The sequence below is a fragment of the Ruegeria sp. YKSD179 genome (assembly GCF_059612885.1).
The window spans coordinates 14,086-40,475 of record NZ_JBXWRL010000051.1 but is presented as its reverse complement, the minus strand read 5'-3'; the positions used below and the strand labels follow the sequence as shown (position 1 = coordinate 40,475).

Annotated in this window: 31 protein-coding genes; 29 read left to right on the top strand and 2 right to left on the bottom strand. The window is 53.5% G+C overall.

The features are described 5' to 3' along the window. From AC2FNE_RS19920 to AC2FNE_RS19800, 25 genes are all read left to right on the top strand, one after another. A partial coding sequence (locus AC2FNE_RS19920; protein WP_496806112.1) for an acyl-CoA carboxylase biotin carboxyl carrier protein subunit occupies positions 1-859 on the top strand: 859 nt, incomplete at its 5' end. Positions 860-933: 74 nt separating this feature from the next. Next, positions 934-1,785, top strand: coding sequence for a hydroxymethylglutaryl-CoA lyase (locus AC2FNE_RS19915; protein ID WP_496806111.1), 852 nt, complete (start codon positions 934-936; stop codon positions 1,783-1,785). A 13-nt stretch (positions 1,786-1,798) separates the two neighbouring features. After that, positions 1,799-2,581 carry a crotonase/enoyl-CoA hydratase family protein gene (locus AC2FNE_RS19910; protein WP_496806110.1) on the top strand — a complete coding sequence of 261 codons (783 nt, stop codon included), beginning with the start codon at positions 1,799-1,801 and terminating at the stop codon, positions 2,579-2,581. 194 nt (positions 2,582-2,775) lie between these two features. Then, positions 2,776-3,141 carry an NADH-quinone oxidoreductase subunit A gene (locus AC2FNE_RS19905; protein ID WP_170607996.1) on the top strand — a complete coding sequence of 122 codons (366 nt, stop codon included), beginning with the start codon at positions 2,776-2,778 and terminating at the stop codon, positions 3,139-3,141. Further along, a complete protein-coding gene (locus AC2FNE_RS19900) occupies positions 3,132-3,665 on the top strand; it encodes a NuoB/complex I 20 kDa subunit family protein (RefSeq protein WP_120635911.1) in 534 nt (177 codons plus the stop codon). The genes AC2FNE_RS19905 and AC2FNE_RS19900 overlap by 10 nt, the downstream gene beginning before the upstream one ends. Positions 3,666-3,676: 11 nt before the next feature. Further along, a complete protein-coding gene (locus tag AC2FNE_RS19895; RefSeq protein ID WP_170478955.1) occupies positions 3,677-4,279 on the top strand; it encodes an NADH-quinone oxidoreductase subunit C in 603 nt (200 codons plus the stop codon). Between the two features lie 3 nt (positions 4,280-4,282). Next, positions 4,283-4,456 (top strand): hypothetical protein, encoded by a 174-nt coding sequence (locus tag AC2FNE_RS19890; protein WP_170478957.1) that lies wholly within the window; start codon positions 4,283-4,285, stop codon positions 4,454-4,456. 129 nt (positions 4,457-4,585) lie between these two features. Next, positions 4,586-5,809 carry an NADH-quinone oxidoreductase subunit D gene (locus AC2FNE_RS19885; protein ID WP_170479050.1) on the top strand — a complete coding sequence of 408 codons (1,224 nt, stop codon included), beginning with the start codon at positions 4,586-4,588 and terminating at the stop codon, positions 5,807-5,809. Then, positions 5,809-6,912 carry an NADH-quinone oxidoreductase subunit NuoE gene (gene nuoE, locus AC2FNE_RS19880; RefSeq protein ID WP_170607994.1) on the top strand — a complete coding sequence of 368 codons (1,104 nt, stop codon included), beginning with the start codon at positions 5,809-5,811 and terminating at the stop codon, positions 6,910-6,912. Before AC2FNE_RS19885 ends, nuoE begins: the two co-directional genes overlap by 1 nt. A 31-nt stretch (positions 6,913-6,943) precedes the next feature. After that, positions 6,944-7,171 carry a DUF5337 domain-containing protein gene (locus AC2FNE_RS19875; RefSeq protein ID WP_170607993.1) on the top strand — a complete coding sequence of 76 codons (228 nt, stop codon included), beginning with the start codon at positions 6,944-6,946 and terminating at the stop codon, positions 7,169-7,171. Between the two features lie 7 nt (positions 7,172-7,178). Further along, entirely contained in the window at positions 7,179-8,477 is a 1,299-nt protein-coding gene (nuoF, locus tag AC2FNE_RS19870; protein ID WP_496806109.1) for an NADH-quinone oxidoreductase subunit NuoF, read from the top strand. 5 nt (positions 8,478-8,482) lie between these two features. Continuing rightward, entirely contained in the window at positions 8,483-8,899 is a 417-nt protein-coding gene (locus AC2FNE_RS19865; RefSeq protein ID WP_170478965.1) for an MAPEG family protein, read from the top strand. A 514-nt stretch (positions 8,900-9,413) separates the two neighbouring features. Then, a complete protein-coding gene (locus AC2FNE_RS19860; protein ID WP_170478967.1) occupies positions 9,414-9,818 on the top strand; it encodes a DUF5333 domain-containing protein in 405 nt (134 codons plus the stop codon). Between the two features lie 3 nt (positions 9,819-9,821). Beyond that, complete coding sequence (gene nuoG / locus AC2FNE_RS19855) at positions 9,822-11,843, top strand: NADH-quinone oxidoreductase subunit NuoG (RefSeq protein ID WP_170607989.1); 2,022 nt, start codon at positions 9,822-9,824, stop codon at positions 11,841-11,843. 51 nt (positions 11,844-11,894) lie between these two features. Then, complete coding sequence (gene nuoH / locus AC2FNE_RS19850; protein ID WP_170478970.1) at positions 11,895-12,932, top strand: NADH-quinone oxidoreductase subunit NuoH; 1,038 nt, start codon at positions 11,895-11,897, stop codon at positions 12,930-12,932. A 2-nt stretch (positions 12,933-12,934) separates the two neighbouring features. After that, positions 12,935-13,429, top strand: coding sequence for an NADH-quinone oxidoreductase subunit NuoI (gene nuoI / locus AC2FNE_RS19845; RefSeq protein ID WP_039524264.1), 495 nt, complete (start codon positions 12,935-12,937; stop codon positions 13,427-13,429). Then, positions 13,426-13,836, top strand: coding sequence for a carboxymuconolactone decarboxylase family protein (locus AC2FNE_RS19840; protein ID WP_170478972.1), 411 nt, complete (start codon positions 13,426-13,428; stop codon positions 13,834-13,836). The genes nuoI and AC2FNE_RS19840 overlap by 4 nt, the downstream gene beginning before the upstream one ends. Further along, a complete protein-coding gene (locus tag AC2FNE_RS19835; RefSeq protein WP_496806108.1) occupies positions 13,833-14,435 on the top strand; it encodes an NADH-quinone oxidoreductase subunit J in 603 nt (200 codons plus the stop codon). Before AC2FNE_RS19840 ends, AC2FNE_RS19835 begins: the two co-directional genes overlap by 4 nt. A gap of 4 nt (positions 14,436-14,439) precedes the next feature. Further along, entirely contained in the window at positions 14,440-14,745 is a 306-nt protein-coding gene (nuoK, locus tag AC2FNE_RS19830; RefSeq protein ID WP_050602759.1) for an NADH-quinone oxidoreductase subunit NuoK, read from the top strand. A gap of 7 nt (positions 14,746-14,752) precedes the next feature. Continuing rightward, a complete protein-coding gene (gene nuoL / locus AC2FNE_RS19825) occupies positions 14,753-16,897 on the top strand; it encodes an NADH-quinone oxidoreductase subunit L (protein WP_170607985.1) in 2,145 nt (714 codons plus the stop codon). Next, positions 16,897-18,441, top strand: a complete 1,545-nt coding sequence (locus AC2FNE_RS19820) for an NADH-quinone oxidoreductase subunit M (RefSeq protein ID WP_170607984.1) — start codon at positions 16,897-16,899, stop codon at positions 18,439-18,441. Before nuoL ends, AC2FNE_RS19820 begins: the two co-directional genes overlap by 1 nt. 15 nt (positions 18,442-18,456) lie before the next feature. Further along, complete coding sequence (nuoN, locus tag AC2FNE_RS19815) at positions 18,457-19,899, top strand: NADH-quinone oxidoreductase subunit NuoN (protein ID WP_170607982.1); 1,443 nt, start codon at positions 18,457-18,459, stop codon at positions 19,897-19,899. Positions 19,900-19,952: 53 nt separating this feature from the next. Further along, positions 19,953-20,702 carry a biotin--[acetyl-CoA-carboxylase] ligase gene (locus tag AC2FNE_RS19810; RefSeq protein ID WP_170478981.1) on the top strand — a complete coding sequence of 250 codons (750 nt, stop codon included), beginning with the start codon at positions 19,953-19,955 and terminating at the stop codon, positions 20,700-20,702. Between the two features lie 11 nt (positions 20,703-20,713). After that, positions 20,714-21,493: a type III pantothenate kinase gene (locus AC2FNE_RS19805; RefSeq protein WP_170607979.1), complete on the top strand. Its 780-nt coding sequence runs from the start codon at positions 20,714-20,716 to the stop codon at positions 21,491-21,493. Continuing rightward, positions 21,490-23,157, top strand: coding sequence for a ribonuclease J (locus tag AC2FNE_RS19800; protein ID WP_496806107.1), 1,668 nt, complete (start codon positions 21,490-21,492; stop codon positions 23,155-23,157). Before AC2FNE_RS19805 ends, AC2FNE_RS19800 begins: the two co-directional genes overlap by 4 nt. 6 nt (positions 23,158-23,163) lie before the next feature. On the opposite strand, the gene AC2FNE_RS19795 is transcribed toward AC2FNE_RS19800, so the two are convergent. Continuing rightward, complete coding sequence (locus tag AC2FNE_RS19795) at positions 23,164-23,865, bottom strand: NUDIX hydrolase (protein ID WP_170478986.1); 702 nt, start codon at positions 23,863-23,865, stop codon at positions 23,164-23,166. Beyond that, the gene (locus AC2FNE_RS19790; protein WP_170607974.1) at positions 23,862-24,260 is read right to left on the bottom strand and encodes a DUF983 domain-containing protein; all 399 of its coding nucleotides are present in this window, start codon (positions 24,258-24,260) and stop codon (positions 23,862-23,864) included. The genes AC2FNE_RS19795 and AC2FNE_RS19790 overlap by 4 nt, the downstream gene beginning before the upstream one ends. A 222-nt stretch (positions 24,261-24,482) precedes the next feature. Here AC2FNE_RS19790 and AC2FNE_RS19785 point away from each other — a divergent pair, with 222 nt between their 5' ends. Genes AC2FNE_RS19785 through AC2FNE_RS19770 form a run of 4 tightly spaced genes read left to right on the top strand, consistent with a single transcriptional unit; the run spans position 24,483 to position 26,390 of the window. Beyond that, positions 24,483-24,950: an EF-hand domain-containing protein gene (locus tag AC2FNE_RS19785; RefSeq protein ID WP_170607972.1), complete on the top strand. Its 468-nt coding sequence runs from the start codon at positions 24,483-24,485 to the stop codon at positions 24,948-24,950. 6 nt (positions 24,951-24,956) lie between these two features. After that, positions 24,957-25,571: an RNA polymerase sigma factor gene (locus AC2FNE_RS19780; protein WP_170607971.1), complete on the top strand. Its 615-nt coding sequence runs from the start codon at positions 24,957-24,959 to the stop codon at positions 25,569-25,571. Further along, complete coding sequence (locus tag AC2FNE_RS19775; RefSeq protein ID WP_496806106.1) at positions 25,564-25,914, top strand: hypothetical protein; 351 nt, start codon at positions 25,564-25,566, stop codon at positions 25,912-25,914. Before AC2FNE_RS19780 ends, AC2FNE_RS19775 begins: the two co-directional genes overlap by 8 nt. Then, positions 25,911-26,390, top strand: coding sequence for a periplasmic heavy metal sensor (locus tag AC2FNE_RS19770; protein WP_170607967.1), 480 nt, complete (start codon positions 25,911-25,913; stop codon positions 26,388-26,390). The genes AC2FNE_RS19775 and AC2FNE_RS19770 overlap by 4 nt, the downstream gene beginning before the upstream one ends.

Sequence of the window (26,390 nt, the reverse complement as noted above, 5' to 3'; positions counted from 1 at the left end):
GCTGACGCATCTAAAGTTTCCCGCAGATTGCAGAGCTGACAGCGGCGTTCGTGCCGGGGACGCAATCAGCCCTTGGTATGATCCGATGATCGCAAAAGTGATAGTTCATGGTCCGACACGCGGGGTGGCTTTGAAAGTGCTGGACCGCGTTTTGCAGGAAACAGAAGTTGCGGGGACAGTAACCAATCTTGCCTTTCTCGGCGCACTGGCGCGACATCAAGAATTTATTAAAGGTGACGTGGACACCGGGTTAATAGGGCGTGATATCGAGTACCTGACCAGTCAAAGTCAGGGATCGGCAAAAATTGGAGTAGCCGCAGCTATGGCGGCGCTTCAACTGTTCGAACCAGGTGACGATGTCGGGTTTACACTGTGGTCGCCTTTGCGCCGTTCGGTTCAATTGGAACAAGACGGACAACAGATTGTGTTCGATGTTCAAGTCAAAGGACCGGATATTCAAGTCTGGAGCGTAAACGACGAAACGGTTGCAGCTGAACGCGTTGATGGCCGTTGGCGTCTGGAGGACACTCCGATGCCGAATGTGGCTGTTTCCGGATCAAAGATCACTGTCTTTTGTGACTACGGCCACAGTTTCGATGTCGTTGACCCGCTTGATCGGGACACTGCCGCCGCCGGTGATACCAACTTGATCGAAGCGCCGATGCCCGGTCTCGTAAAAGCCGTTTTTGTGGAAATGGGTCAAACAGTTAGCAAAGGCGATAGGCTGGTTATTCTAGAGGCTATGAAAATGGAGCATGCTTTGCTCGCCGCGCGAGACGGCGTTGTTGCCGAAGTTTTGTCTTCCGCCGGTGCACAGGTAGAAGCGGGGGCGGCGCTTGTCCGTTTACAAGAGGAATGATCTGTTTCGAAAAGTTTGGCCGTAGTTCTGCTGCCGAGAATTCTGATCAGATTTAATGAAAGAAAGGCTTAGCAATGGCTGAACCGGTCGAGATTTTTGAAGTTGGGCCGCGCGATGGACTTCAGAATGAAAAGCGCCAAATTCCGGTATCCGAGAAAGTGGCATTGGTCGATTGCCTTAGTCAGGCAGGATTTCACCGAATTGAAGTCGCTAGTTTTGTTTCGCCAAAATGGGTGCCGCAAATGGCAGGAAGCGCAGAGGTTTTGGCAGGGATTACTCGCAAGGAAGGAGTGCGCTATGCAGCTCTGACACCAAACATGCGCGGGTACGAGGATGCATTGGCGGCTAATGCCGACGAGATCGCAGTGTTTGCCTCAGCGTCCGAAGGATTTTCCAAAGCGAACATCAATGCCACTATCGCGGAATCGATTGAAAGGTTCATTCCTATTGTCGAAGCCGCGAGACACATAGACTTGCCTGTGAGAGGCTATGTGTCCTGCGTTACGGATTGCCCTTATGACGGAAAAACGCCGCCAGATAAAGTCGCAGAGGTCGCGGACCGTTTGTTTTCCCTGGGCTGTTACGAGATCTCATTAGGAGATACGATCGGACAGTGTACTCCGGATTCGGTGGCACAAATGCTGCTGGCCGTGCGGGATCGTGTCCCAGTCACGCGGCTAGCCGGTCATTTTCATAACACCAATGGCAGGGCTATCGACAACATCGATGCTGCACTGACTTTGGGCGTACGGGTCTTCGATGCTGCAGTCGGTGGTTTAGGCGGTTGCCCCTATGCGCCCGGGGCGGCAGGTAATGTCGCGACCGAGGAGGTGGCCGCGCATCTGCACAGGTTAGGGTATCAAACAGGGCTGGACGAAGCAGTTCTGGAAGAAGCAGCGCAAATGGCCCGTGCCATGCGCCAATGATGAAAGGGTTGGAATGTACCAAACAATTTCATTAGCGACCGACGACCGGGGCGTTGCGTCGCTGTCATTGAACCGCCCTGAAAAACATAATGCGATGTCGGCGCAAATGATTGCGGAATTGACTGATGCCGCGATCCAATTGGCGCAAGATCCCGCGGTCCGTGTGGTTGTTCTTGCAAGTACGGGCAAGAGTTTCTGTGCCGGCGGTGATCTAGGATGGATGCAGAAGCAAATGGCGGCAGATGCAAAAACCCGCTTTGCCGAAGCACGCAAACTGGCCGAGATGTTACAGAGCCTCAACGAACTGCCCAAACCTCTGATTGGCGCCCTGCAGGGAAATGCGTTTGGCGGAGGCGTAGGCTTGGCGGCGGTCTGCGACGTTGCTCTTGGTGCAGACAATTTGAAAATGGCCCTGACCGAAACCCGGCTGGGGCTTATACCTGCGACCATCGGCCCCTATGTGATAGCGCGCATGGGCGAAGCGCGTGCAAGACGTGTCTTTATGTCGGCGCGATTGTTTGACGCCGCTGAGGCTGTTGACCTCGGTCTGCTATCCAAGGCTGTGCCATTTGACCACTTGGCAGACGCGGTCGAGGCCGAAGTGGAGCCGTATCTTGCCTGTGCGCCGGGTGCAGTAGCATCGGCCAAATCGTTGATCCGAACGCTGGGACCCAGAATCGACGATAAAGTGATCGATCAAACCATCAACGCGCTGGTTGAAAGGTGGGAAACTGACGAAGCCGGCGAAGGGATTGCCGCGTTTTTCGACAAACGGAAACCTAATTGGAATTGCTAGGCTTAGCTAGTTCTTGCAACTTTTTAACTGTGCCTGCGAACCGTGTTAGATACGGGGTTGTTTGGGTTCGAGAATTCGTCCCCTGTGCGTTTGTGTTCGGTTGACCCTATCACCCCACACGGATAGAGAATGTCCAGTCAAACTGCCAATTGACGGCGCACCCATTCGAGGCCTGCGCGGGAAAGGAGCTATTCGTGGAAGACCTGTTGCGGGAATACCTCCCGATTATGGTGTTTCTGGCCGTTGCTATAGGCTTGGGAATCGTACTGATTCTTGCTGCCGTAGTGCTTGCCGTACGCAATCCCGACCCTGAAAAGGTCAGCGCATATGAATGTGGTTTCAATGCGTTCGACGATGCCCGGATGAAGTTCGACGTCCGATTCTATCTGGTTTCGATTCTGTTCATCATCTTTGACCTTGAAATCGCATTTCTTTTCCCCTGGGCCGTAGGGTTCAAGGACATCAGCGATGTTGGCTTCTGGTCCATGATGGTGTTTTTGGCCGTTCTGACCATTGGCTTTGCCTATGAATGGAAGAAAGGGGCGCTGGAATGGGAGTGATGACGGGTGCCAATACCGCTGGTGTTGACAAAGAAGTTGCGACCCAGACCCTGAACGCCGAGTTGCAGGATAAGGGATTTCTGCTGACGTCTACCGAAGACATTATAAATTGGGCACGCACCGGTTCGCTGCACTGGATGACTTTCGGGCTGGCATGTTGCGCGGTCGAGATGATGCATACTTCGATGCCGCGTTACGATGCTGAAAGGTTTGGTATTGCGCCCCGCGCCTCGCCGCGGCAGTCCGATGTTATGATCGTTGCAGGAACGCTGACTAACAAAATGGCTCCGGCTCTGCGCAAGGTATATGATCAGATGCCCGAGCCGCGCTACGTGATCTCGATGGGATCTTGCGCGAATGGCGGTGGATATTATCACTACTCCTACTCGGTCGTTCGTGGTTGCGATCGCATCGTTCCGGTAGATATCTATGTTCCCGGATGTCCCCCGACTGCCGAGGCGTTGCTGTACGGTTTGATGCAGCTGCAACGCAAAATTCGCCGTACCGGCACCATAGTGCGCTGAGGAGAAAGTTGATGAGCGAAGCACTCAACGAACTTGGCACGCATATAGAACTCAAGCGTCCCGATTGTGTTCTGTCCTGGGATGTTACCCATGGGGAGCTGAACATCGATGTCGCCCCGTCAAATCTGGTCGAGTTTGTCGAGCATTTGAAATCCGACCGTAACTGCCAGTTTTCAACTCTGGTGGACATCACCGGGGTGGATTATCCTGAACGCGCCAAGCGGTTTGACGTTGTTTACCATTTTTTGTCGATGTACCGGAACCAACGCGTTCGGCTTCGGGTTTCGATCCGAGAGGAAGACATGGTGCCTTCGATTACCGAAGTTCACCCATCGGCCAATTGGTTCGAGCGCGAAGTTTTTGACATGTTCGGCATTCTGTTTTCAGGGCATCCGGATTTGCGCCGTATTCTGACCGATTATGGTTTTCGCGGATATCCACTGCGCAAGGATTTTCCGACCACCGGCTATACAGAAGTACGATATGACGAGGCGCAAAAGCGTGTCGTATACGAACCTGTTTCTCTTGTGCAGGAATACCGTCAATTCGATTTCATGTCCCCATGGGAGGGTGCGAACTACATTCTTCCGGGAGACGAGAAGCAGGAGTCGTAAATTATGGAGTTTCTGATCTGGCTGGTCATAACCGTGGCAACGATTATCCCGATGATAAAGTTGTTGCCGCATTTCGGAATCCAGAAATTCTGGGTGGTGGTTTGTGTCGTCCCGATTGGAACCTTGGTCCTGCTTTGGGTGATGGCCATGAAGCTGCAAGAAATGGAGCGTCGCTGAGATGCTGGGGGAAATAATTTTCGTGGGTGCGCTGGGCGTATTGCTTGCTGGTGCAGCGGCCAAAGCAGCTGAGTCAAAAAATGTCCGTGTTCGGGCTGAGGCGAACAAGAAAAAGCGGGGGCGGTAATGATGGACGGCTCTCGATACGATGACGGTAGCGCCGACGCGCTAAGTGGCGAGCAGAAGATTCGCAATTTCAACATCAACTTCGGCCCACAACACCCGGCAGCGCACGGTGTGTTGCGTCTTGTGCTGGAACTGGATGGAGAGATCGTGGAGCGTTGCGATCCGCATATCGGCTTGTTGCACCGTGGCACGGAAAAGCTGATGGAAAGCCGGACCTATCTGCAGAACCTGCCATATTTTGACCGGCTGGATTACGTGGCGCCAATGAATCAGGAACACGCATGGTGCCTGGCCATTGAAAAGTTGACAGGGGTCGAGGTGCCGCGTCGTGGCTCATTGATCCGCGTCCTTTATTCCGAGATCGGGCGCGTACTGAACCACTTGCTAAACGTGACCACTCAGGCAATGGATGTCGGCGCATTGACTCCGCCGCTTTGGGGTTTCGAAGAACGCGAAAAACTGATGGTTTTCTACGAGCGCGCGTGTGGTGCTCGTTTGCATGCTGCTTATTTCCGTCCTGGAGGAGTGCATCAGGACCTGCCGCCGGAACTGCTGGACGATATTGAGACATGGAGCCACGAATTTCCCTCTGTTCTAGACGACATTGATGGCCTGCTGACTGAAAACCGCATCTTCAAACAGCGCAACGCAGATATTGGCGTTGTGACCGAAGACGACATCCAAAAATACGGCTTTTCGGGCGTGATGGTGCGCGGATCGGGCCTGGCATGGGATTTAAGGCGTGCACAGCCTTATGAATGCTACGACGAATTCGAGTTCCAGATTCCCGTTGGCAAGAACGGCGATTGTTATGATCGCTATCTGGTGCGTATGGAAGAAATGCGCCAGTCGCTTCTTATCATTCGTCAGGCAATCGCCAAGATACGCGAATGCCCCGGTGACGTTTTGGCGCGCGGAAAGATCACACCGCCAAAGCGCTCGGATATGAAGACTTCCATGGAGAGCCTGATCCATCACTTCAAACTTTACACTGAAGGCTTCCACGTACCTGCGGGCGAAGTTTATGCCGCTGTCGAAGCACCAAAGGGTGAGTTCGGCGTTTATTTGGTGGCTGACGGCTCCAACAAACCATATCGCGCCAAGCTTCGAGCGCCCGGGTTCCTGCATTTGCAAGCAATGGACCATGTTGCCGGAGGTCACCAGTTGGCCGATGTCGCTGCCATTATCGGCACGATGGATGTCGTATTTGGAGAGATAGACCGCTAATGCTTCGTCGACTGCATCCCGAGCAACCAGATAGCTTTGCCTTCACCGCCGCAAATCGGCAATGGGCCGAAGCGCAGATCACCAAGTACCCTGAAGGGCGTCAAGCCAGTGCGGTTATCCCGCTGCTTTGGCGCGCGCAAGAACAAGAGGGCTGGCTAAGCCGTCCGGCGATCGAGGCCGTCGCCGATATGCTTGGCATGGCCTATATTCGCGTGCTTGAAGTTGCGTCTTTTTACTTCATGTTTCAGCTTCAACCCGTTGGTTCTATTGCGCATATTCAGGTGTGCGGCACGACTTCTTGCATGATATGCGGGGCCGAGGATTTGATCGCTGTTTGCAAGGAAAAGATTTCGGCGAAACCGCATGAACTGTCGGCAGATGGCAAGCTCAGCTGGGAAGAAGTTGAATGTCTTGGTTCCTGCACCAATGCGCCGATGGCTCAGATCGGCAAGGATTACTACGAAGACCTGACGGCCGAAAGTTTTTCCAGCATCATTGAAGATTTGGCGGCGGGTAAGGTTCCGACCCCTGGTCCGCAGAACGGACGCTACGCTGCGGAACCTTTGGGCGGATTGACCAGCCTAATGGAACATGAAGGCGACAAGCCGAAATACAATGCAAGCGTCGCTCTGGCCGCAGATCTGGGCGATACGATCAAAAGAATTGACGGAACTGAAATACCGATCCTTACTCCGTGGCTTGGTAAAGATGGCAAAGCGGCGGCTAACAAGACTTCACCGAAACCGCCAAAGGCGAAGGCTCCGCGGAAGCCTGCTGTAAGACAGGCTGCCGAAGCCAAGGCCAAGGAAACAGATGACCAGCCAGAGATTCTGACGGACGCCCGAAATGGAAAACCTGACAATCTGAAACTTTTGAAGGGCGTAGGTCCCAAATTGGAACAGACCCTAAACGATCTCGGATTTTTCCACTTTGACCAGATAGCGAAATGGACGCCGGAAAACGTCGCATGGGTGGACTCCCGGTTGAAATTCAAGGGTCGGATAGAGCGAGATGGTTGGATTCAGCAAGCGGTCAAACTGGCGGTTGGAGAGGATACAGAATTTGCGAAGCGTGCCAAGAAAGATGGCATTTACGAAGACTGAACAACGGTGCCCATTGAGGCATCAGGGTGAGATGGACAAAGACAAAGAACAGGCAATAGCCCGAAAGGGCCGACATATTGGCGTGGTCATCGCGGTGACTATGCTTTTCTGGCTTGCGATGTCGCTATTTATTGGCCCCGCGATGGAATTGCCGGGGCGTTATGCCTTGCTTTTTGATTTTGCCGCTCTGGCAGGATTCATCTACGCGGGTGTCAATATTTTTCAACTCTGGCGGATGCGTCAGGACAACCAAGGGTAAGCGAGCGATGCTGAAGGATCAGGACAGGATCTTTACCAACGTCTATGGGATGCATGAACGAACGCTAAAAGGCGCGCAAGCCCGCGGGCATTGGGACGGTACCGCAGGTTTGATCGGCAAGGGACGCGATTGGATCATTCAGACGATGAAAGACTCGGGTCTTCGCGGTCGCGGCGGCGCGGGTTTTCCAACTGGCCTGAAATGGTCATTCATGCCTAAGGAAAGCGACGGGCGCCCTGCTTATCTTGTTGTGAACGCCGACGAATCCGAACCCGGCACCTGTAAAGATCGAGAGATTATGCGCCATGATCCTCACACCCTGATCGAAGGATGCTTGATCGCTTCTTTCGCCATGAATGCGCATACTTGTTACATCTATCTGCGTGGCGAATACATCCGCGAGCGGGAGGCACTGCAGGCTGCGATTGACGAGGCATATGACGCAGGTCTTTTGGGCAAAAACGCCGCCGGATCGGGATGGGATTTCGATCTGTTCCTTCACCACGGTGCTGGAGCTTATATTTGTGGGGAAGAAACCGCGCTGATTGAGAGCCTTGAGGGCAAAAAAGGCATGCCCCGGATGAAACCTCCGTTTCCTGCTGGTGCGGGGCTTTACGGTTGCCCGACCACAGTGAACAACGTGGAGTCGATTGCCGTTGTGCCGACTATCCTGCGGCGTGGTGCTGATTGGTTTGCTGGTTTTGGGCGCCAGAACAACGCCGGAACCAAGCTTTTTGCGATATCTGGCCATGTGAACAACCCCTGCGTTGTCGAAGAAGCTATGTCGATTTCGTTTGAAGAACTGATCGAAACTCATTGCGGCGGCATTCGCGGTGGGTGGGATAATCTGCTGGCCGTAATTCCCGGTGGGTCCTCAGTGCCTTGCGTGCGCGGCGAAAACATGCGCGATGCAATAATGGATTTTGACTATCTTCGCGGCGAGTTGGGTTCGGGACTGGGAACGGCAGCCGTAATTGTGATGGACAAATCCACTGACATCATCAAGGCGATTTGGAGGCTTTCAAAGTTCTACAAGCACGAAAGTTGCGGACAATGCACACCATGTCGGGAAGGCACGGGTTGGATGATGCGGGTTATGGACCGCTTGGTCCGAGGCGAAGCCGAATTCGAAGAAATCGACATGTTGTTTGATGTGACCAAACAGGTAGAAGGTCACACGATCTGTGCCCTTGGCGACGCTGCGGCATGGCCAATTCAAGGCTTGATCCGCAATTTTCGCGAAGAGATCGAAGACCGCATCAAGGCCCAAAAATCAGGCCGTATTGGTGCGATAGCTGCGGAGTAATTCTAATGGAAGTATTTGCTGAATATTCCCACGCGATTGCCTCTTTGGTGATCTTTACATTGATCGTCCTTTTCATGTCGCCTTTCACGGCGTTGGCCAAGCAAGGAAAGGGGCTGGCTCCTGGAGGCACGCCCGAGCAGGATTATTCTGATAAGGCGTATCGACTGAACCGAGCCTATTTGAACGGGACTGAAACCTTACCTGCGTTCCTGACCGTTACGGTCGCCGCGATTCTTTTGGGCGCAAGCCCCTTTTGGGTGAACTTGCTGGCTTCGGTCGCTCTAGTGGCTCGGATTGTAATGCTGGTCATCCACTTGCGCGGTATTGGCAAACCGAATGCGGGTCCGAGGTCGATATTTTATGTTCTGGGTTGGGCATGCATGTTCATTCTGGGACTTATTGCGCTGGTAGCTGCATTCTGATGAACAGTGAAGCGGGACATAGGTTGAAGGTATGGCGCTATGGCGCTTTTGGCACGAGGAAACCCTGGGTTTCCTTACGTGTTCTTCTTTCTGCCTTCCTTTGTTTGGCTATTTTGTCCGGATGTGGAGCAAAATCGTCAAACAATCGTGTCCTGTTTGATGGAATATATTTTCGTGCCAACGCCCGTTCGGTAGACAAACGAGCGTCGCCTGCAGATTTCACTGTTACCGTGAATGGCGTCGGTGCCTCGCTAGATGGTGCTCGTGAGGCTGGGCGCTATGAGGGAATTAGGTTTTGTATTCGGAATTTTGGGTCTTCCAAAATCGAATGGAAAGTGGGGCCTGACTCCGAACCGCAAACGCTGCGCATCGAAAACGACAAACTGACATTTGCGGGAAAGTGTCAGCGGCCATGATCGAGAAAGGTTTTCAAAATAGGTTGGCTATGAAGGTGTTATTGCATAGCACTCGGTTCAGGCTTCGTTCTGTTTTGCACAGAACGAAAGGAAAGCCTATGTCCATTCTGAAAATGCTCCCATTGATAATAGCTGCTAGTGTTCCGGTCGCGGCCGAGGCAAAACCACCTTTGCGCGAAGTGAAAGAAATAGACAACGAACTCTACTACATCGCAGTTGCAAACGAAATTTCTGAATATTGCGAGTCAATCAGCGGACGCCGCCTGAAAGCGATTGGTGTGATGTGGGGGTTGAAATCCAAAGCAAACAGTCTGGGTTACTCGGATCAGGAAATTCGCGCTTACGTGGAATCGGATTCTGAAAAAGACAGAATGCGCGCCAAAGGTGAGGCATATCTGGCTCAGAATGGTGTGTCCTATGATAACCCGAAAACCTTCTGTTCCCTGGGTCGGAAGGAAATTGAAAGAAACAGCGCCATTGGCGTTTATTTGAGGGCGAACTAGACCATGTCTGACCTTCGCAAGATCAACATCGATGGACAGGAAATTGAAGTCGATGGGGCCATGACCTTGATTCAGGCCTGCGAGCAAGCGGGAATTGAAGTGCCCCGGTTTTGCTATCACGAGCGATTGTCGATTGCTGGCAATTGCCGGATGTGCCTTGTTGAGGTTGTGGGCGGCCCGCCAAAACCAGCGGCATCATGCGCGATGCAGGTTCGCGATCTGCGTCCGGGTCCGGAAGGACAGCCGCCGGTGGTCAAAACGAACTCTCCGATGGTAAAGAAAGCCCGTGAAGGGGTTATGGAGTTCCTGCTGATCAACCATCCGCTCGACTGCCCGATCTGCGATCAGGGCGGAGAGTGCGACCTACAGGACCAAGCGATGGCCTACGGCGTCTCTGGCTCGCGATTCAAAGAAGCCAAGCGAGCGGTGGATGATCTGGATCTTGGTCCGCTCGTTGGAACGGCGATGACACGGTGTATCTCTTGCACTCGTTGTGTGCGTTTCACAACCGAAGTCGCTGGGATCACTCAGATGGGTCAGACCGGGCGAGGTGAAGATGCGGAAATCACTTCATATTTGAACCAAACGCTTCAATCGAATTTGCAGGGCAACATAATCGACTTGTGTCCAGTCGGTGCGTTGACGTCAAAGCCATACGCCTTTACCGCCCGCCCGTGGGAACTGACCAAAACTGAATCCATTGATGTGATGGATGCAGTGGGTTCCAACATTCGCGTAGACGCCAAGGGTCGCGAGGTCATGCGGTTCCTACCCCGAAACCACGATGGGGTTAACGAGGAATGGATCAGTGACAAAACGCGGTTTGTGTGGGACGGCCTGAGGCGTCAAAGGCTAGACAAACCGTATGTGCGAGAAAACGGTAAACTACGTCCGGCGACCTGGACCGAGGCGCTGACCAAAGCCGCAAACGCTCTGAAAGGCGCTGAAAAGCCCGCCGGGATAGTCGGTGATTTGGCTCCAACAGAAGCTGCGTTTGCACTGAAGCAACTTATCGAAGGGCAGGGCGGTGTTGTCGAATGCCGTACTGATGGAGCCGAGCTGCCTGCTGGCAACCGCGGAGCGTATGTAGGAACTGCTGCGATTGAAGAAATTGACACAGCCGAACGCATTTTGCTGATCGGGACGAACCCCAGGGACGAAGCTCCGGTTCTCAATGCCCGCATTCGCAAAGCTTGGACCCACGGGGCCGAAGTGGCTTTGATCGGGCCTGCCGTCGATCTGACCTATGATTATCACCACATGGGCGAAGACCGTGCCGCGTTGCAAAAGGTTGTCGACATGAGCGGTGACGACGAAATCAAGGCCAAGCGGTCCTTGATCATTGTTGGCCAGGGCGCCTTGCAAGAGGCTGATGGTAACGCCGTTCTGGCAGCTGCTCAGACAGTTGCAGAAAATACAGAAAGCCGTCTGTTGGTGCTTCACATAGCGGCGTCGCGAGTCGGTGCGATGGACGTGGATGCGACCAACGAAAATGGTATGGAAGCAATAAGTTCGGCTGACGTGATTTACAATCTGGGTGCCGACGAGGTTGAGATCAGTGAAGGTGCATTTGTCATTTATCAGGGCAGCCATGGCGATAGGGGCGCACACCGCGCTGACGTGATCCTTCCGGGTGCCGCATACACTGAAGAAAACGCGTTGTTCGTAAATTCTGAAGGCCGCCCGCAACTGGCCATGCGGGCAGGATTCGCGCCAGGTGAGGCCAAGGAGAATTGGGCGATTCTTCGGGCTCTGTCGGCAGAACTGGACGCAACCTTGCCATTCGACACTTTGGCGCAGTTGAGAACTGCGTTGATCGAAGCTGTCCCGCATTTGGCTCAGGTAGACGAAGTGATCGAAAATAAGGTGCAGCATTTAAAGCCGGCGAAGCTTGGCAAGGCCACCTTCCGTTATGCAATCAAGGATTTCTATCTGACGAACCCGATTGCGCGCGCTTCACAACTGATGGCTGAACTCTCAGCGCAGGCTAAGGCGCTCAAGACAGACAGGATCGCCGCAGAATGAAAAAAAATGCCGATCAAAATGTAATTCCGACGATCCACGGTGTGAGGACAAATGGCTGATTTCTTTAACACCCCCGGCGGAATAGCCATAATTATTCTCGCGCAAGTGCTTGCCGTTGTAGCCTTTGTGATGATCTCGCTGTTGTTCCTTGTCTACGGTGATCGCAAGATCTGGGCAGCTGTCCAGATGCGACGCGGCCCCAATGTGGTTGGCGCGTATGGCCTTCTGCAATCTGTGGCCGATGCATTGAAATATGTCGTCAAAGAAGTGGTCATTCCAGCGGGAGCAGACCGTACGGTATTCATCCTTGCTCCGCTGACCTCTTTCGTTTTGGCCATGATCGCCTGGGCCGTAATCCCGTTTAACGATGGCTGGGTGCTATCGGATATAAATGTGGCCATTCTCTACGTTTTTGCCGTCTCATCACTCGAAGTTTATGGCGTGATAATGGGCGGTTGGGCGTCGAACTCAAAGTATCCGTTCCTTGGTTCACTTAGGTCTGCCGCACAGATGATTTCCTACGAGGTCTCAATTGGCCTGATCATCATAGGTGTGATTATCTCAACCGGTTCGATGAACTTTGGCGAGATCGTGCATGCGCAGGATGGTAGGTTCGGTTTCTTTAGCTGGTACTGGCTGCCGCACTTTCCCATGGTCTTTTTGTTCTTCATTTCGGCATTGGCGGAAACCAACCGGCCTCCGTTCGACCTGCCCGAGGCAGAGTCGGAATTGGTCGCCGGTTATCAGGTCGAATACTCGGCGACACCATTCCTGCTGTTCATGGCCGGCGAATACATCGCGATCTTCTTGATGTGCGCACTGACCACGCTGCTATTCTTTGGTGGCTGGCTGTCGCCAGTCCCGGGCTTGCCGGACGGCGTGTTGTGGATGGTCGGCAAGATGGCGTTCTTCTTCTTCCTCTTCGCAATGGTCAAGGCGATTACACCTCGCTACCGCTATGACCAACTTATGCGCCTGGGCTGGAAGGTGTTTCTGCCATTTTCGCTGGCATGGGTGGTTTTCGTGGCTTTCGCAGCGAAATTCGACTGGTTCTGGGGCGCGTTTGCCCGTTGGAGCGTAGGAGGCTGAGCATGACACAAATCGACTACACTCGCGCCGCCAAATACTTCCTGCTGCAAGACTTCTGGGTCGGCATGAAGCTGGGGCTGAAATATTTCTTCGCGCCCAAGGCGACCGTGAACTACCCGCACGAAAAAGGTCCTCTGTCGCCGCGCTTCCGGGGTGAACACGCCCTGCGCCGCTATCCGAATGGTGAAGAACGCTGCATCGCCTGCAAACTGTGCGAGGCGATCTGCCCGGCGCAAGCCATCACCATCGACGCCGAACCGCGCGAGGACGGCAGCCGCCGTACCACGCGCTATGATATCGACATGACCAAGTGCATCTACTGCGGATTCTGCCAAGAAGCCTGCCCAGTCGATGCCATCGTCGAAGGCCCGAACTTTGAATTCGCCACCGAAACGCGGGAAGAGCTGTTCTACGACAAGGAAAAACTGCTGGATAATGGCGAACGCTGGGAAGCCGAGATCGCCCGCAATCTGGAAATGGACGCGCCGTACCGATGAGCGACAGCCCGACAAATCCGTTTGAGCTGATGATGAAGCAGGCTCAGGACATGGCCAAGGCGATGAACCCGGCGATGGAGAATTTCTCGCCCAAAGGGTTCGAGGCGCTGTGGCCGACAATGCCCAAAGAAGTCATGGAGATGATGTTTGGAAACACCGTCAACACCGACGGCTTGGACGCCAAGACCCGTCTTCTGTTGACGTTGGCGGGGTTAACATGTCAGGGCGCACAAGCGGACACTGCCGTACGCCAGACTGTGCGCCACGCGCTTGAAGCCGGGGCCAGGAATCAAGAGATCGTGGAAACGATCGGACAGATGTCGGTCTTTGCCGGCATCCCGGCCATGACTCGCGCCTTGGATTTGGCGCAAGAGGTCATGGGCGGCAACGAGGATAAGGATCAATGACCGTCTTTGCCTTTTATCTGTTTGCCATCAGCGCTATCGCCGGAGGGTTGTTCACAGTAATCAGCCGCCAGCCGGTGCATTCGGTGCTGTGGCTGATCCTTTCCTTCCTGTCCGCGGCGGGGCTGTTCGTACTGCTGGGGGCCGAGTTCGTGGCGATGCTGCTGATCATCGTCTACGTGGGCGCGGTCGCGGTTCTGTTCCTGTTCGTGGTGATGATGCTGGACGTCAACTTTGCCGAATTGAAGGCCGAGATGGCACGATACATGCCACTGGCCCTGCTGATTGGTTTGGTCATCCTGATGCAGTTCGTCATGGCATTTGGCGCCTGGGACAGTGCCCAGGGCGCGGCGGCCAATCTTGCGCAGCCAGTTCCGGCGGATCGCCATAACACCGAAGCGCTGGGGGTCATTCTTTACGACCAATATTTTCTTCTGTTCCAATTGGCGGGCTTGATCCTGCTGGTAGCCATGATCGGGGCGATCGTGCTGACGCTGCGCCACCGTCAGGATATCAAGCGTCAGGACATCGTCGGCCAAATGATGCGCGATCCGGCCAAGGCAATGGAATTGAAAGACGTGAAACCGGGGCAGGGGCTGTGAAAAGATGATCGGACTTGAACACTATCTTACGGTCGCGGCGACGCTGTTCGTTATCGGCATCTTCGGTCTCTTCCTGAACCGCAAGAACGTCATCATCCTGCTGATGAGCATCGAGTTGATGCTGTTGGCGGTGAATATCAACCTCGTGGCGTTTTCCAGCTTCCTCGGCGATCTGGTCGGGCAGGTGTTTACTCTGTTCGTGCTAACCGTCGCGGCGGCCGAGGCGGCGATTGGTCTGGCTATTCTGGTCTGTTTTTTCCGTAACCGTGGATCGATCGCGGTTGAAGACGTCAATATGATGAAGGGCTAAGAGAACTATGGAAACCACCATCCTCTTTGCCCCGCTTGTGGGCGCGCTAATTTGCGGGTTCGGCTGGAAGTTCATCGGCGAGAAAGCCGCCATGTGGACCGCCACGGGCCTGCTGTTTCTGGCATGTTTGCTAAGCTGGATTGTGTTCCTGTCATTCGACGGCCAAACGCAGCATATTGAAATCCTGCGTTGGATTGAAAGCGGATCGCTCTCGACAAGCTGGGCAATACGCTTGGACAGGCTGACGGCAATTATGCTGATTGTGGTGACGACTGTTTCGGCGCTCGTGCATCTATACTCTTTTGGTTACATGGATCACGATCCGCAATGGCGCGAAGGCGAAAGCTATAAGCCGCGTTTCTTTGCCTATCTGTCATTCTTTACTTTTGCGATGCTGATGCTGGTGACTGCGGACAATCTTGTCCAGATGTTCTTTGGCTGGGAAGGCGTCGGCGTGGCATCCTATCTTTTGATCGGCTTTTATTACCGCAAACCATCAGCCAACGCAGCCGCGATGAAGGCCTTTATCGTGAACCGTGTAGGTGACTTTGGCTTTGCGTTGGGAATATTCGCGATCTTCTTCCTGACTGACAGTATTAACTTTTCAGACGTATTCGCGTCGGCTCCTAAGCTGGCTGAGACGCAGTTGTCTTTCCTTTGGGGAGAATGGACTGCGGTCGAGGTTATCTGCGTGCTTCTGTTCATCGGTGCGATGGGAAAATCGGCACAATTGATCCTGCACACATGGTTGCCGGACGCCATGGAAGGCCCCACGCCGGTTTCTGCGCTCATCCATGCCGCGACCATGGTTACTGCCGGTGTTTTTCTGGTTTGCCGCATGTCACCGCTTATGGAGTTCGCGCCGGGTGCGACTGGATTTGTAACATTCCTAGGAGCGTCGACGGCATTCTTTGCCGCCACCGTGGGCTTGGTACAAACCGACATCAAACGCGTGATTGCGTATTCGACCTGTTCCCAGTTGGGCTACATGTTCGTGGCAGCGGGTGTCGGGATGTATTCGGCCGCGATGTTCCACTTGTTGACACACGCCTTTTTCAAGGCGCTACTTTTTCTCGGGGCAGGATCTGTGATCCACGCCATGCATCACGAGCAAGAGATGACTGAGTACGGCGGGTTGCGTAAGAAAATCCCTTACACCTTCTGGGCAATGATGATCGGAACATTGGCGATCACCGGTGTTGGCATCCCGCTTACTCATATCGGTTTCGCCGGTTTTCTGTCCAAAGATGCAATTATCGAGAGCGCGTTTGCAGGCGGAACAGGATACGCGTTCTGGATGCTGGTTATTGCGGCGGTATTCACTTCATTCTACAGCTGGCGCCTGATTTTTCTTACTTTTTATGGGGAACCGCGAGGCGACAAGCATACTCATGAGCATGCGCATGAAAGTCCTATGACCATGTTGGTCCCGCTAGGCGCTCTGTCATTGGGTGCGGTATTTGCCGGGATGATCTGGTACAGCAACTTCTTTGGTCATGCCGATAAGGTGGGTAAGTTTTATGGTATCCCCGTCGCCGAGGCGGCCGAACACGGCGATGCAGCTCATGCGGACTCTGGGCATGCCGATGACGACCATGGTGACAGTACGACCACCGATGAAGGCCATGATAACGACGCCGCGCATGATAAACCGGAAGGACACAGCGGGGATCACCACTACGCTTTTGTTGGAGAACCAGGAGAAGGCGCGCTTTATATCGCACCTGACAATCACGTTCTGGACGAAGCACATGCGGCCCCCAAGTGGGTTAAGGTATCACCATTTGTCGCTATGCTGCTGGGCTTTGTGGTGGCTTACTGGTTCTACATGGTGAACACTTCACTACCGGCGCGTCTGGCCGCGAACCAACGACCGTTGTACCTGTTCCTGTTGAACAAGTGGTATTTTGACGAAATCTACGATGTCGTCTTTGTAAAACCCACCGTCGCTCTTGGGCGTTTCCTGTGGAAACGCGGTGACGGCAACACCATCGACGGATTCCTGAATGGAGTAGCAATGGGCGTCGTACCCTTCTTTACGCGCCTCGCGGGCAAGGCGCAGACCGGTTACATCTTTACTTACGCCTTCTGGATGGTTCTGGGTATCGCGGCTCTTGTCACCTGGATGTCGATCGGCGGAGGCGCGAACTAATGGACAATATCCTTTCCATTGTCACGTTTATCCCAGCAATCGCAGCAGGTATTCTGGCGCTGTTCCTTCATGGCGAAGATGTGGCTGCGCAGCGAAATGCGAAATGGGTGGCTTTGGTCGCGACGACCGTGACCTTTCTGGTCTCGATCGGTATCTACACGGGCTTTGATCCGTCCAACACTGGCTTTCAGATGGTGGAAGAAGGTCAGTGGCTTATGGGCCTAAAGTACAAAATGGGCGTGGATGGTATCAGCGTTCTTTTCGTATTGCTGACCACTTTTATCATGCCGTTGACCATTCTCGCCAGTTGGGAGGTCACAACCCGCGTCAAAGAGTACATGATCGCTTTCTTGCTATTGGAAACCCTGATGCTGGGCGTTTTCATGGCGTTGGATCTGGTGCTGTTCTACTTGTTCTTCGAAGCGGGCCTGATCCCCATGTTCCTGATCATCGGCATATGGGGCGGGAAAGATCGTATTTATGCCAGCTTTAAATTCTTCCTCTATACATTCCTCGGTTCGGTTCTGATGCTGGTTGCGATGGTAGCCATGTATGCAGATGCGGGTACCACTGATATCGAAGCTCTCATGAGCCATCAGTTCTCCTCTGACGGGTTCAGTGTGCTGGGAATTTATGTAGTTGGCGGCCTGCAAACGCTGATGTTCCTGGCATTCTTTGCTTCATTTGCAGTGAAGATGCCAATGTGGCCAGTGCACACATGGTTGCCGGACGCACACGTTCAAGCACCTACCGCCGGGTCGGTGGTGCTGGCTGCGATCCTGTTGAAAATGGGTGGCTATGGCTTTTTGCGGTTCAGCCTGCCGATGTTCCCAGTAGGGTCGGCGGTGATGACCGATCTTGTGCTATGGATGTCTGCGATTGCAGTGGTTTACACCTCGTTGGTGGCGCTGGTGCAGGAGGATATGAAAAAGCTTATCGCTTATTCATCGGTCGCGCATATGGGTTTTGTGACGATGGGTATTTTTGCTGCGAACCAGCAAGGGATCGATGGCGCAATCTTCCAGATGCTGAGCCATGGGTTCATTTCCGCCGCATTGTTCTTGTGCGTCGGAGTAATTTACGACCGTATGCACACCCGCGATATCGAGGCATATGGCGGCCTGGTAATCCGGATGCCTGCCTATGCGCTGGTGTTCATGATGTTCACCATGGCTAACGTCGGTCTGCCAGGTACCAGCGGGTTCATCGGCGAGTTCCTGACGCTCATGGGCGCTTTTCAAGTGAATACTTGGGTAACTGCGGTGGCTGCTACAGGTGTGATTTTCTCAGCTGGATATGCGTTGTGGCTTTACCGTCGAGTTGTGTTCGGCGATTTGATAAAGGAAAGCCTGAAATCGATCACGGACATGAGCGCGCGAGAGAGACTTGTTTTCGCCCCGCTGATCATCATGACCATCCTTTTGGGCGTGTATCCTTCATTGGTGACCGATGTGATCGGGGATACGACTGCAGCGTTGATTTCGAATTATGACACGGCCTTGGCCGCGGCAGAGGCGGCGACCCAGACGGCCGCCTCGCATTAAGGGAGCTTTGGAAACATGATCCAAGCTGATCTAACGATAATTTTGCCGGAAGTTGTACTTGCGGTATATGCGATGGCCGCTCTGATTGGGGCTGTTTATACCACCAAAGACGGACTAGCGCCGGCGCTTATATGGGTCACGGCCGGAATGATGGCGGCTCTGTCTTTCTGGATCGCGACAAACGGCGACGGCACAAACATCGCGTTCAATGGCATGTTCGTAGATGACGGATTTTCCAGGTTTGCAAAGGTGGCGATTCTGTTGTCTGCCGCTGCTGTTTTGGTCATGAGTCAGGACTACATGACGCGCCGCGGTTTGCTCAGGTTCGAATACCCACTTCTGGTTGCACTGGCTGCGGTCGGTATGATGATGATGGTCAGCGCTGGCGATCTGATGTCATTGTACATGGGGCTTGAGCTGCAATCTCTGTCCCTCTACGTAGTCGCCGCGCTGCGCAGGGACAGCGCCAAATCAACTGAGGCCGGATTGAAGTACTTCGTATTGGGTGCCTTAAGCTCCGGTCTTCTGCTGTACGGGGCATCACTGGTCTACGGCTTTACCGGAACAACCTTGTTTTCTGGCATCATCCAAACTGTCCATCATGAAGACGTTTCAATTGGTCTGCTGTTTGGATTGATCTTTTTGATTTCTGGCCTTGCCTTCAAAGTTTCCGCTGTGCCGTTCCATATGTGGACTCCTGATGTTTATGAAGGATCACCAACTCCAATCACCGCCTTTTTTGCAACCGCACCAAAAGTTGCAGCAATGGCATTGTTCGCTCGGGTTTTGCACGATGCCTTTGGGGGCGTGGTTAAAGATTGGCAGCAAGTGATTGTTCTGTTGTCCGTCCTATCCATGCTTTTGGGTGCCGTTGCGGCGATTGGTCAGCGCGACATCAAACGCCTGATGGCGTTCTCGTCCATTGCTCACATGGGTTACGCGCTTATCGGATTGGCGGCAGGAACGGTGTTGGGCATAAAAGCGATGTTAATGTATCTGGCCATTTACGTGACGATGAATATCGGAACCTTCGCCTTTATTCTAATGATGGAACGAGACGGGAAACCGGTCACAAACATCGACGCCTTGAAGCAATATTCCAAACGGGATCCGGGCAAAGCATTGGCGGTACTGATATTGATGTTCAGCCTAGCCGGCGTGCCGCCTATGCTGGGTTTCTTTGCAAAGTTTGGCGTTTGGCAGGCTGGTGTCGAGGCGGGGCTAATTGGCCTTGTGATCGTTTCCGCCATCGCATCGGTGATTGGCGCATTCTACTATCTGCGGATCGTTTTCTACATGTATTTCGGGTCCGATAATGACGAACCGATTGAAACCCACTCATCGCCTGTTTTGTGGGGCGCGCTGATGGGATCGGCTGCACTGATGCTGATCGGAGTTTTTTACCAGTTTGGTATTGAAGGTGCAGCGGCAGCCGCTGCGGCCACGCTTGTCAATTGAATGTTCAGCCAAGAAAGACGCAGGGCCTGGCTGTATAGCTGGGCCTTTTTGACATGAGCGATTGGCCTCAGGGATATGGTCTGCATGTTCTGCAGGAAGTTGACAGCACTCTGAACGAAGCGGCCCGAATTGCGCCTTCCGCTCAAGGCCCTGTTTGGATAATGGCACATAACCAAACTGCGGCCCGCGGTCGAAGAGGGCGCGCCTGGGCCAATCCACAAGGAAATTTGGCTGCGACTTTGTTAATGAGACCGCAAGGCAATCCGGAACAAGCCGCCTTGCGCAGCTTTGTCGCCGCCCTTGCATTGTTTGACGCTTGTGTGGCTGTAACAGGACGGGCATCGGGATTTTCACTAAAATGGCCCAACGATGTTTTGCTGAATGGCGGAAAACTAGCAGGCATCTTACTGGAAAGCACAGGTCAAGCGAACCAAGTGACCCATCTGGCGATCGGTATTGGAGTAAACCTGTCGCAAGCCCCCGGAGCCGATAAGGTCGAGCCTGATGCGTTGCGGCCTGTTTCTCTGCTGTCTGAAACTGGTACTAACGTTACCCCGGAAGATTTCCTGTCCGAGCTTGCCGTCGCATACGCGAAATACGAAACCCAGTTTTCTATCTATGGGTTTGAGCCGATCCGGGCTGCCTGGCTGTCTCGTGCGGCCCGCTTGGGGGAAGTTATTTCGGCGCGTACGACGGCTTCGGAAACAGTTGGAACTTTTGAAACGGTGGACGCGGGCGGTAACCTTGTCCTAAACACCGCCAGAGGTCGCGTCAGCATACCTGCGGCGGATGTATATTTCTGAAGGAGACGCAGATGCTCTTGGCAATTGACTGCGGCAATACCAATACGGTTTTCTCGATTTGGGATGGCGAGAAGTTTCTGTGTACGCTTCGCACCTCGACCCACCATGCCCGCACTGCAGACGCCTATTTCACTTGGTATTCCACCCTTGTGAAACACTACGGTATTGAGGCTGACATCTCCAACGTGATCATCGCGTCGACGGTTCCGCGTGTGGTTTTTAACTTGCGCGTCTTTGCCGACCGGTTCTTTGGATGCAGACCTTTGGTGGTTGGTAAGCCGGATTGCTTGTTGCCGGTAAACCCCCGGGTGGACGAGGGAACAATCCCAGGGCCAGACCGTCTTGCAAACGCCGCTGCAGCGTTTGACCGCCACGGTGGAAATGTGGTTGTGGTCGATTTTGGAACTGCCACGAACTTTGATGTCGTTGCAGCGGACGGGGCATATGTCGGCGGGATAATTGCGCCAGGGGTCAATCTAAGTCTTGAAGCCTTACATCAAGGCGCGGCAGCGTTGCCTCATATCGACATTACCAGACCTGAAAAAGTGATTGGGACCAACACTGTTGGTTGCATTCAATCCGGGGTGTATTGGGGGTATTCCGGGCTTATTGAAGGATTGATATCGCGCATTAAAGCTGAGTTTGGGATGCCGATGAAGGTCATAGGGACAGGTGGTCTCGCGCCATTGTTTGATCAGGCCGATGTTGGCTTTGATGTGATTGAAGACGATTTGACGATGCACGGACTGACCGTGATCCATAGTTATAATAAGGATAATGGCTCAACATGAGCAGTGAAAGACTGATTTATCTGCCGCTCGGCGGTGCAGGCGAAATTGGCATGAATGCATATGTCTACGGTTATGGAAAGCCGGGGCAAGAACGGCTGATCCTAGTGGACTTGGGGGTCGCCTTTCCGGATATGGATTCTTCTCCGGGCGTTGACCTGATTTTTGCGGATATCACGTGGCTCAAAGAACGTGAGGATCAATTGGAGGCGATATTTGTCACACATGCGCACGAAGACCACGTGGGCGCTGTAGCCTTGTGTTATGCAGATCTTGGTGTGCCAATTTACGCTCGTCCCTTCACCGCAAATATAGCCCGGCGCAAAATGGAGGATCAGGGCCACCCGACCGAGGCAGTGCATACCGTGTCTGCTTGGCCAGAACAGACCAAGGTGGGACCATTCAATATTGGTTTTTTACCGGTGTCGCACTCGATCCCTGAAAGCGCTGGCCTTGTAATAGACACTCCGTCTGGTCGCGTGGTTCATTCAGGTGATTTTAAGCTGGATTCGAAACCGGTCGTGGGCGAGCCGTTTGAGGAAACCCTTTGGGCTGAGGTGGCGAAACCCGGGGTAAGGGCTTTGGTCTGTGACAGCACCAATGTGTTTTCCGACCATCCTGGTCGTTCGGAATCAGAGGTTGGTCCCGAGATCGCCAAGCTGGTTCAGGATGCTGACGGCATGGTAATCGCGACAACTTTTGCTTCGAACGTGGCACGGGTAAAAACTTTGGCCGAAGCGGGTCAGAAGGCCGGTCGATCGGTGGTGTTGCTTGGGCGCGCCATGCGACGGATGATCGAAGCCGCAACTGAGACAGGAATATTATCCGATTTTCCCCGCGTAATCAGCGCTGAAGAGGCGGCCGACGTCCCCCGTCAGAATTTGATGCTTATCGTCACTGGCAGTCAGGGCGAAAGAAGAGCCGCCAGTGCGCAGCTGGCCCGCGGGAAGTATCGTGGCTTGGAAGTCAAAGAGGGTGATCTGTTTCTGTTTTCCTCAAAAACAATTCCTGGCAACGAGAAGGGTGTAATCCGCATAATCAATCAACTCAGCGAAAAAGGCGTTGATGTCGTCGACGACAGTTCTGGTCTTTACCACGTTTCAGGGCATGCAAACCGACCAGACCTTGAGAGGATTCATGCTCTTATGGACCCGCAGATGGTTATCCCTATGCACGGTGAACATCGGCATTTACGCGAACATGCCAAGCTGGCTAAGGTTGGCGGACGGACTGGTGTTCTTGCCGTGAACGGAACCATTCTGGACCTGACTGGGAACGCACCTACAGTTGTTGATTACGTTGAAACAGGTCGAACCTATCTGGATGGTACCGTAAAAATTGGTGCTTTGGATGGTGTTGTGCGCGATCGCATCCGCATGGCATTGAATGGCCATGTGACAGTCACAGTCATTTTTGACGAGGACGACGAGCCACTGGGCGAACCATGGTGCGATGCGATAGGTTTACCCGAAATCGGCACGTCGAATGCGGCTTTGACCGAAATACTGGAAGAGGATCTAAATCAGTTTTTGATGCGTGCTGAGGTCAAAACCTTGCGCGATGATGAAAAACTAGAGGAAGCTTTAAGGCGGATTGTTCGTCAAAGCGCGCGGGTCGAGCTTGGCAAAAAACCCGAAGTGACTGTGGTGATAAGCCGAATGAGATGACGCTATTCAGTCGTGTTGCGGCATCGAGAAACCTTTTAGCTGCAAAAACAGGCTAGCCTCTTCGTTATTCAAAAAGAACGGAACGCTGTCTGGTGGATTGCGGTCCTTGGCGCGTTCAGCAATCTCTGCCAGTACGACCTCGGTTATGAACGGCAGATCAAACTCGCGCGCTTGTCGGATTTTTACCCACTGCAAATGCGATAGCTCGTCTGAGGCATGCGTAAAATCGTCAAGATCCCCCTGAATCGCCTCGGAATCCACCAGAAAAAAACGGGCGTCGAACCGGCGCGGCCGACCTGGGGGTGTGACTGCGCGAAAAACAAACTGCAGTGCATCGGCAGAAGGTCGAAACCCCATGTTTGCAAAGGCTTGCCAATCCTTTGGAGGCTTATCCGGCCACGAACCCGGTTGGCCGAGAACAAGGCCAGTTTCCTCCCAAAGCTCGCGAATTGCGGCAGTGGCCAGGGCATTCTCCAAGCCCTTTTCGGACCTATGGGACAATCGGTTCCGACAAATCTCCGGCAAAGGAGCCGATAGCGGAATATCCGCATCCTCAGGGTCGACGGCACCACCTGGAAAAACGAACTTATTTGGCATAAACGCCGCGGCCGCTCCGCGTTGACCCATCAGGATCGACGGGTCGTCGAACCGGTCCCGTAACACGATTACGGTAGAAGCATTCCGGATCGCGGATTTATCCAAACTCATGCAGAGGTTCCGAACCCGTGCATCCGGCGCGCCCATTGATAGGCAACTACAACCCCTTTGAGCCGTGGAAGCAGATACAGCGACAAGGCAACACAGCCAATTGAAAAAGCGATGGCCATTGTCCACGGTTCGGGACGCCAATGTACATAAGAAATGTGCAGTGCCGGGGCAAGCAGATGGCCGACGATCAGAATCGTCAGATAAGCAGGGCCGTCGTCTGCCCGATGGTGAAACAGCTCTTGCCCGCAATGGGTGCATTCATCGCTGACCTTTAGGTAGCTGTGTAATAGTCTACCTTCACCGCAATTGGGGCATTTACCGCGAAAACCTCGGATCAGCGCGGGGCGTGTCGGGCGGTCATCCTCGGCTGTCATGTTAATAGTGTGATCTGTCATAATGATACTCGCGCATTCAGTTGTTCGGGATATTGCGCATTATCGAGCCGTTGGAAAAGGGGGTGCGTCGCTTTGCGGCGGTCGCCTCAAAATAGCATCCAGAGCCGACAACCTAAATGATGCACTTGAGATCCCAAAAAAGTTCGACGGAAATTCGTTCCCTCAGCGTTTTAAAATGTATCAACAATGGCATTGGGCCTGCAAAAGCAAAGGAAATCTGAAATGAAACCTGCAACCATTATTTCAGCAATTGTTCTCTCCGCTGTGGCTGTCACCGGTACAGCTGTACTTGCTAAAGGGTCAAAAGACCGGCAACAGCCGACATTTCAAGAATTGGATGCGAACGGGGATGGCCAAATAACACAAGCTGAAATTGATACACATCGTATGCAACGATTTACTGATGCCGATAGCAACGGCGATGGGCAGTTGAGCTTGGACGAGATGCAAGCCGCTGCGCAGGCCAAGGCTAACGACCGTGTACAGAAGATGTTCGAACGGCAGGATGCAAACAATGATGGTTTTCTCAGCACAGATGAGTTGCCGAAACCGCGCCGTGGCGCAAAAATGTTCGAACGTATCGATGCTGATGGCAACGGTTCGATTTCGGAACAGGAATATGCGGATGCAAAAGATAGAATGGGCCGCAAGCACAAGCGTATGCGCGACAACGACACTGACAGCAACTGATGCAGGATGGAGGATCTGACCTCGTACCTGGATAGGTCGCAAGTCGGGTCCGCTGTTGGACCTGAGCCCAGCGACGAGTCATTGCTGGGCCAGTTCGCCAATGGCGATGCGATGGCGGCGCGCCTTTTGACTGATCGTCTGGGGCCGCGCAGTTTTTCGGTGGCTCTTCGAATGCTAGGTAATCGATCCGAAGCCGAAGACGTAACGCAAGAAGCCATGATGCGCCTTTGGCTAATGGCACCCGAATGGGTGCCGGGGCAAGCGAAGGTCTCCACTTGGTTATACCGCGTGACTATGAATCTGTGCATCGATCAACGGCGACGAAAACGGCCTGAAACTGTTGAAAACGCTCCGGAAGTTCAGGACATCTCTGCCAGTGTTGTGGATCAGATACAAGATGAGGCACGCTCGGATGCGCTGCAGAACGCGCTTGAGCAGTTGCCAGAGCGACAGCAGCAAGCCGTGATTTTACGTCATATCGAAGAGTTGTCTAATCCCGAAATCGCCGGGATCATGGACATCTCGGTAGAGGCGGTCGAGAGTTTGACCGCAAGGGGAAAAAGATCACTCGCCACAATACTGGCCAAGCGGCGTGACGAACTGGGGTACGAAAATGGCTGATGATAATGAGTTGGAAAATCTGTTTGCCCAGGCCCGTCAGGAAAGCTCTGGGATGCCCGATGATTTGGCGGTTCGGATCGAAACCGACGCTGAATTGGTTCGGTTAAAAAGGCTGAAAGCGGCGAAGCGACCTGAATTACGCGCGTGGCGAAAGGTAATTGAAGGTATCGGCGGGCTAAGAGTTCTGGGGGGGCTGGCAGCCGCGTGTGCAGCGGGGATCTGGATCGGCTTTTTTGCTCCTGCCTTTCTACCTGATCCAGCCAACCTCTTCCTGCCGCAAGAAGCGACGTTTTTGATGGCTGAACTCAATTTGGACACCGAGTATCTGGAGGGCACGGAATGAGTGAAATCCCCGTATCAAAGCGCCGATGGATGCCGATCCTCTTAGCGGTCTCATTGGCTGTGAACCTGTTGGTTGTTGGTATCATTCTCGGAACGGCCCTGAGGATAAAGGGAGGAGAGCAGGCAAGGGTGCCGCCCGGCTTTGGGCTAGCGTTGTACCACGCATTGCCAAAAGAGGACCGAAAGGTGCTTAGGGGCGAATTGGCTACATTGCGCAGCAAAGGGTCAGAACGGCGTTCGAAGGATTTTCAAGAACTGCGTAAGGCTTTGCTGCAAGTCCCGTTTGAGCCGGAGATTGTTCAAGGGCTTTTGGATCAACAGGTTCAGGCCACTGCAGATTTGCAGGAGTCTTTGCATCAGGAGTGGCTGACTCAAGTCTCCGAAATGACCGATAGTGAACGACAGATTTATGCCGAACGTCTGGAAGAGGTAATCAAGCGTGGCCGCCATCGAAATGGAAAGCCCAAGAAAAACTGA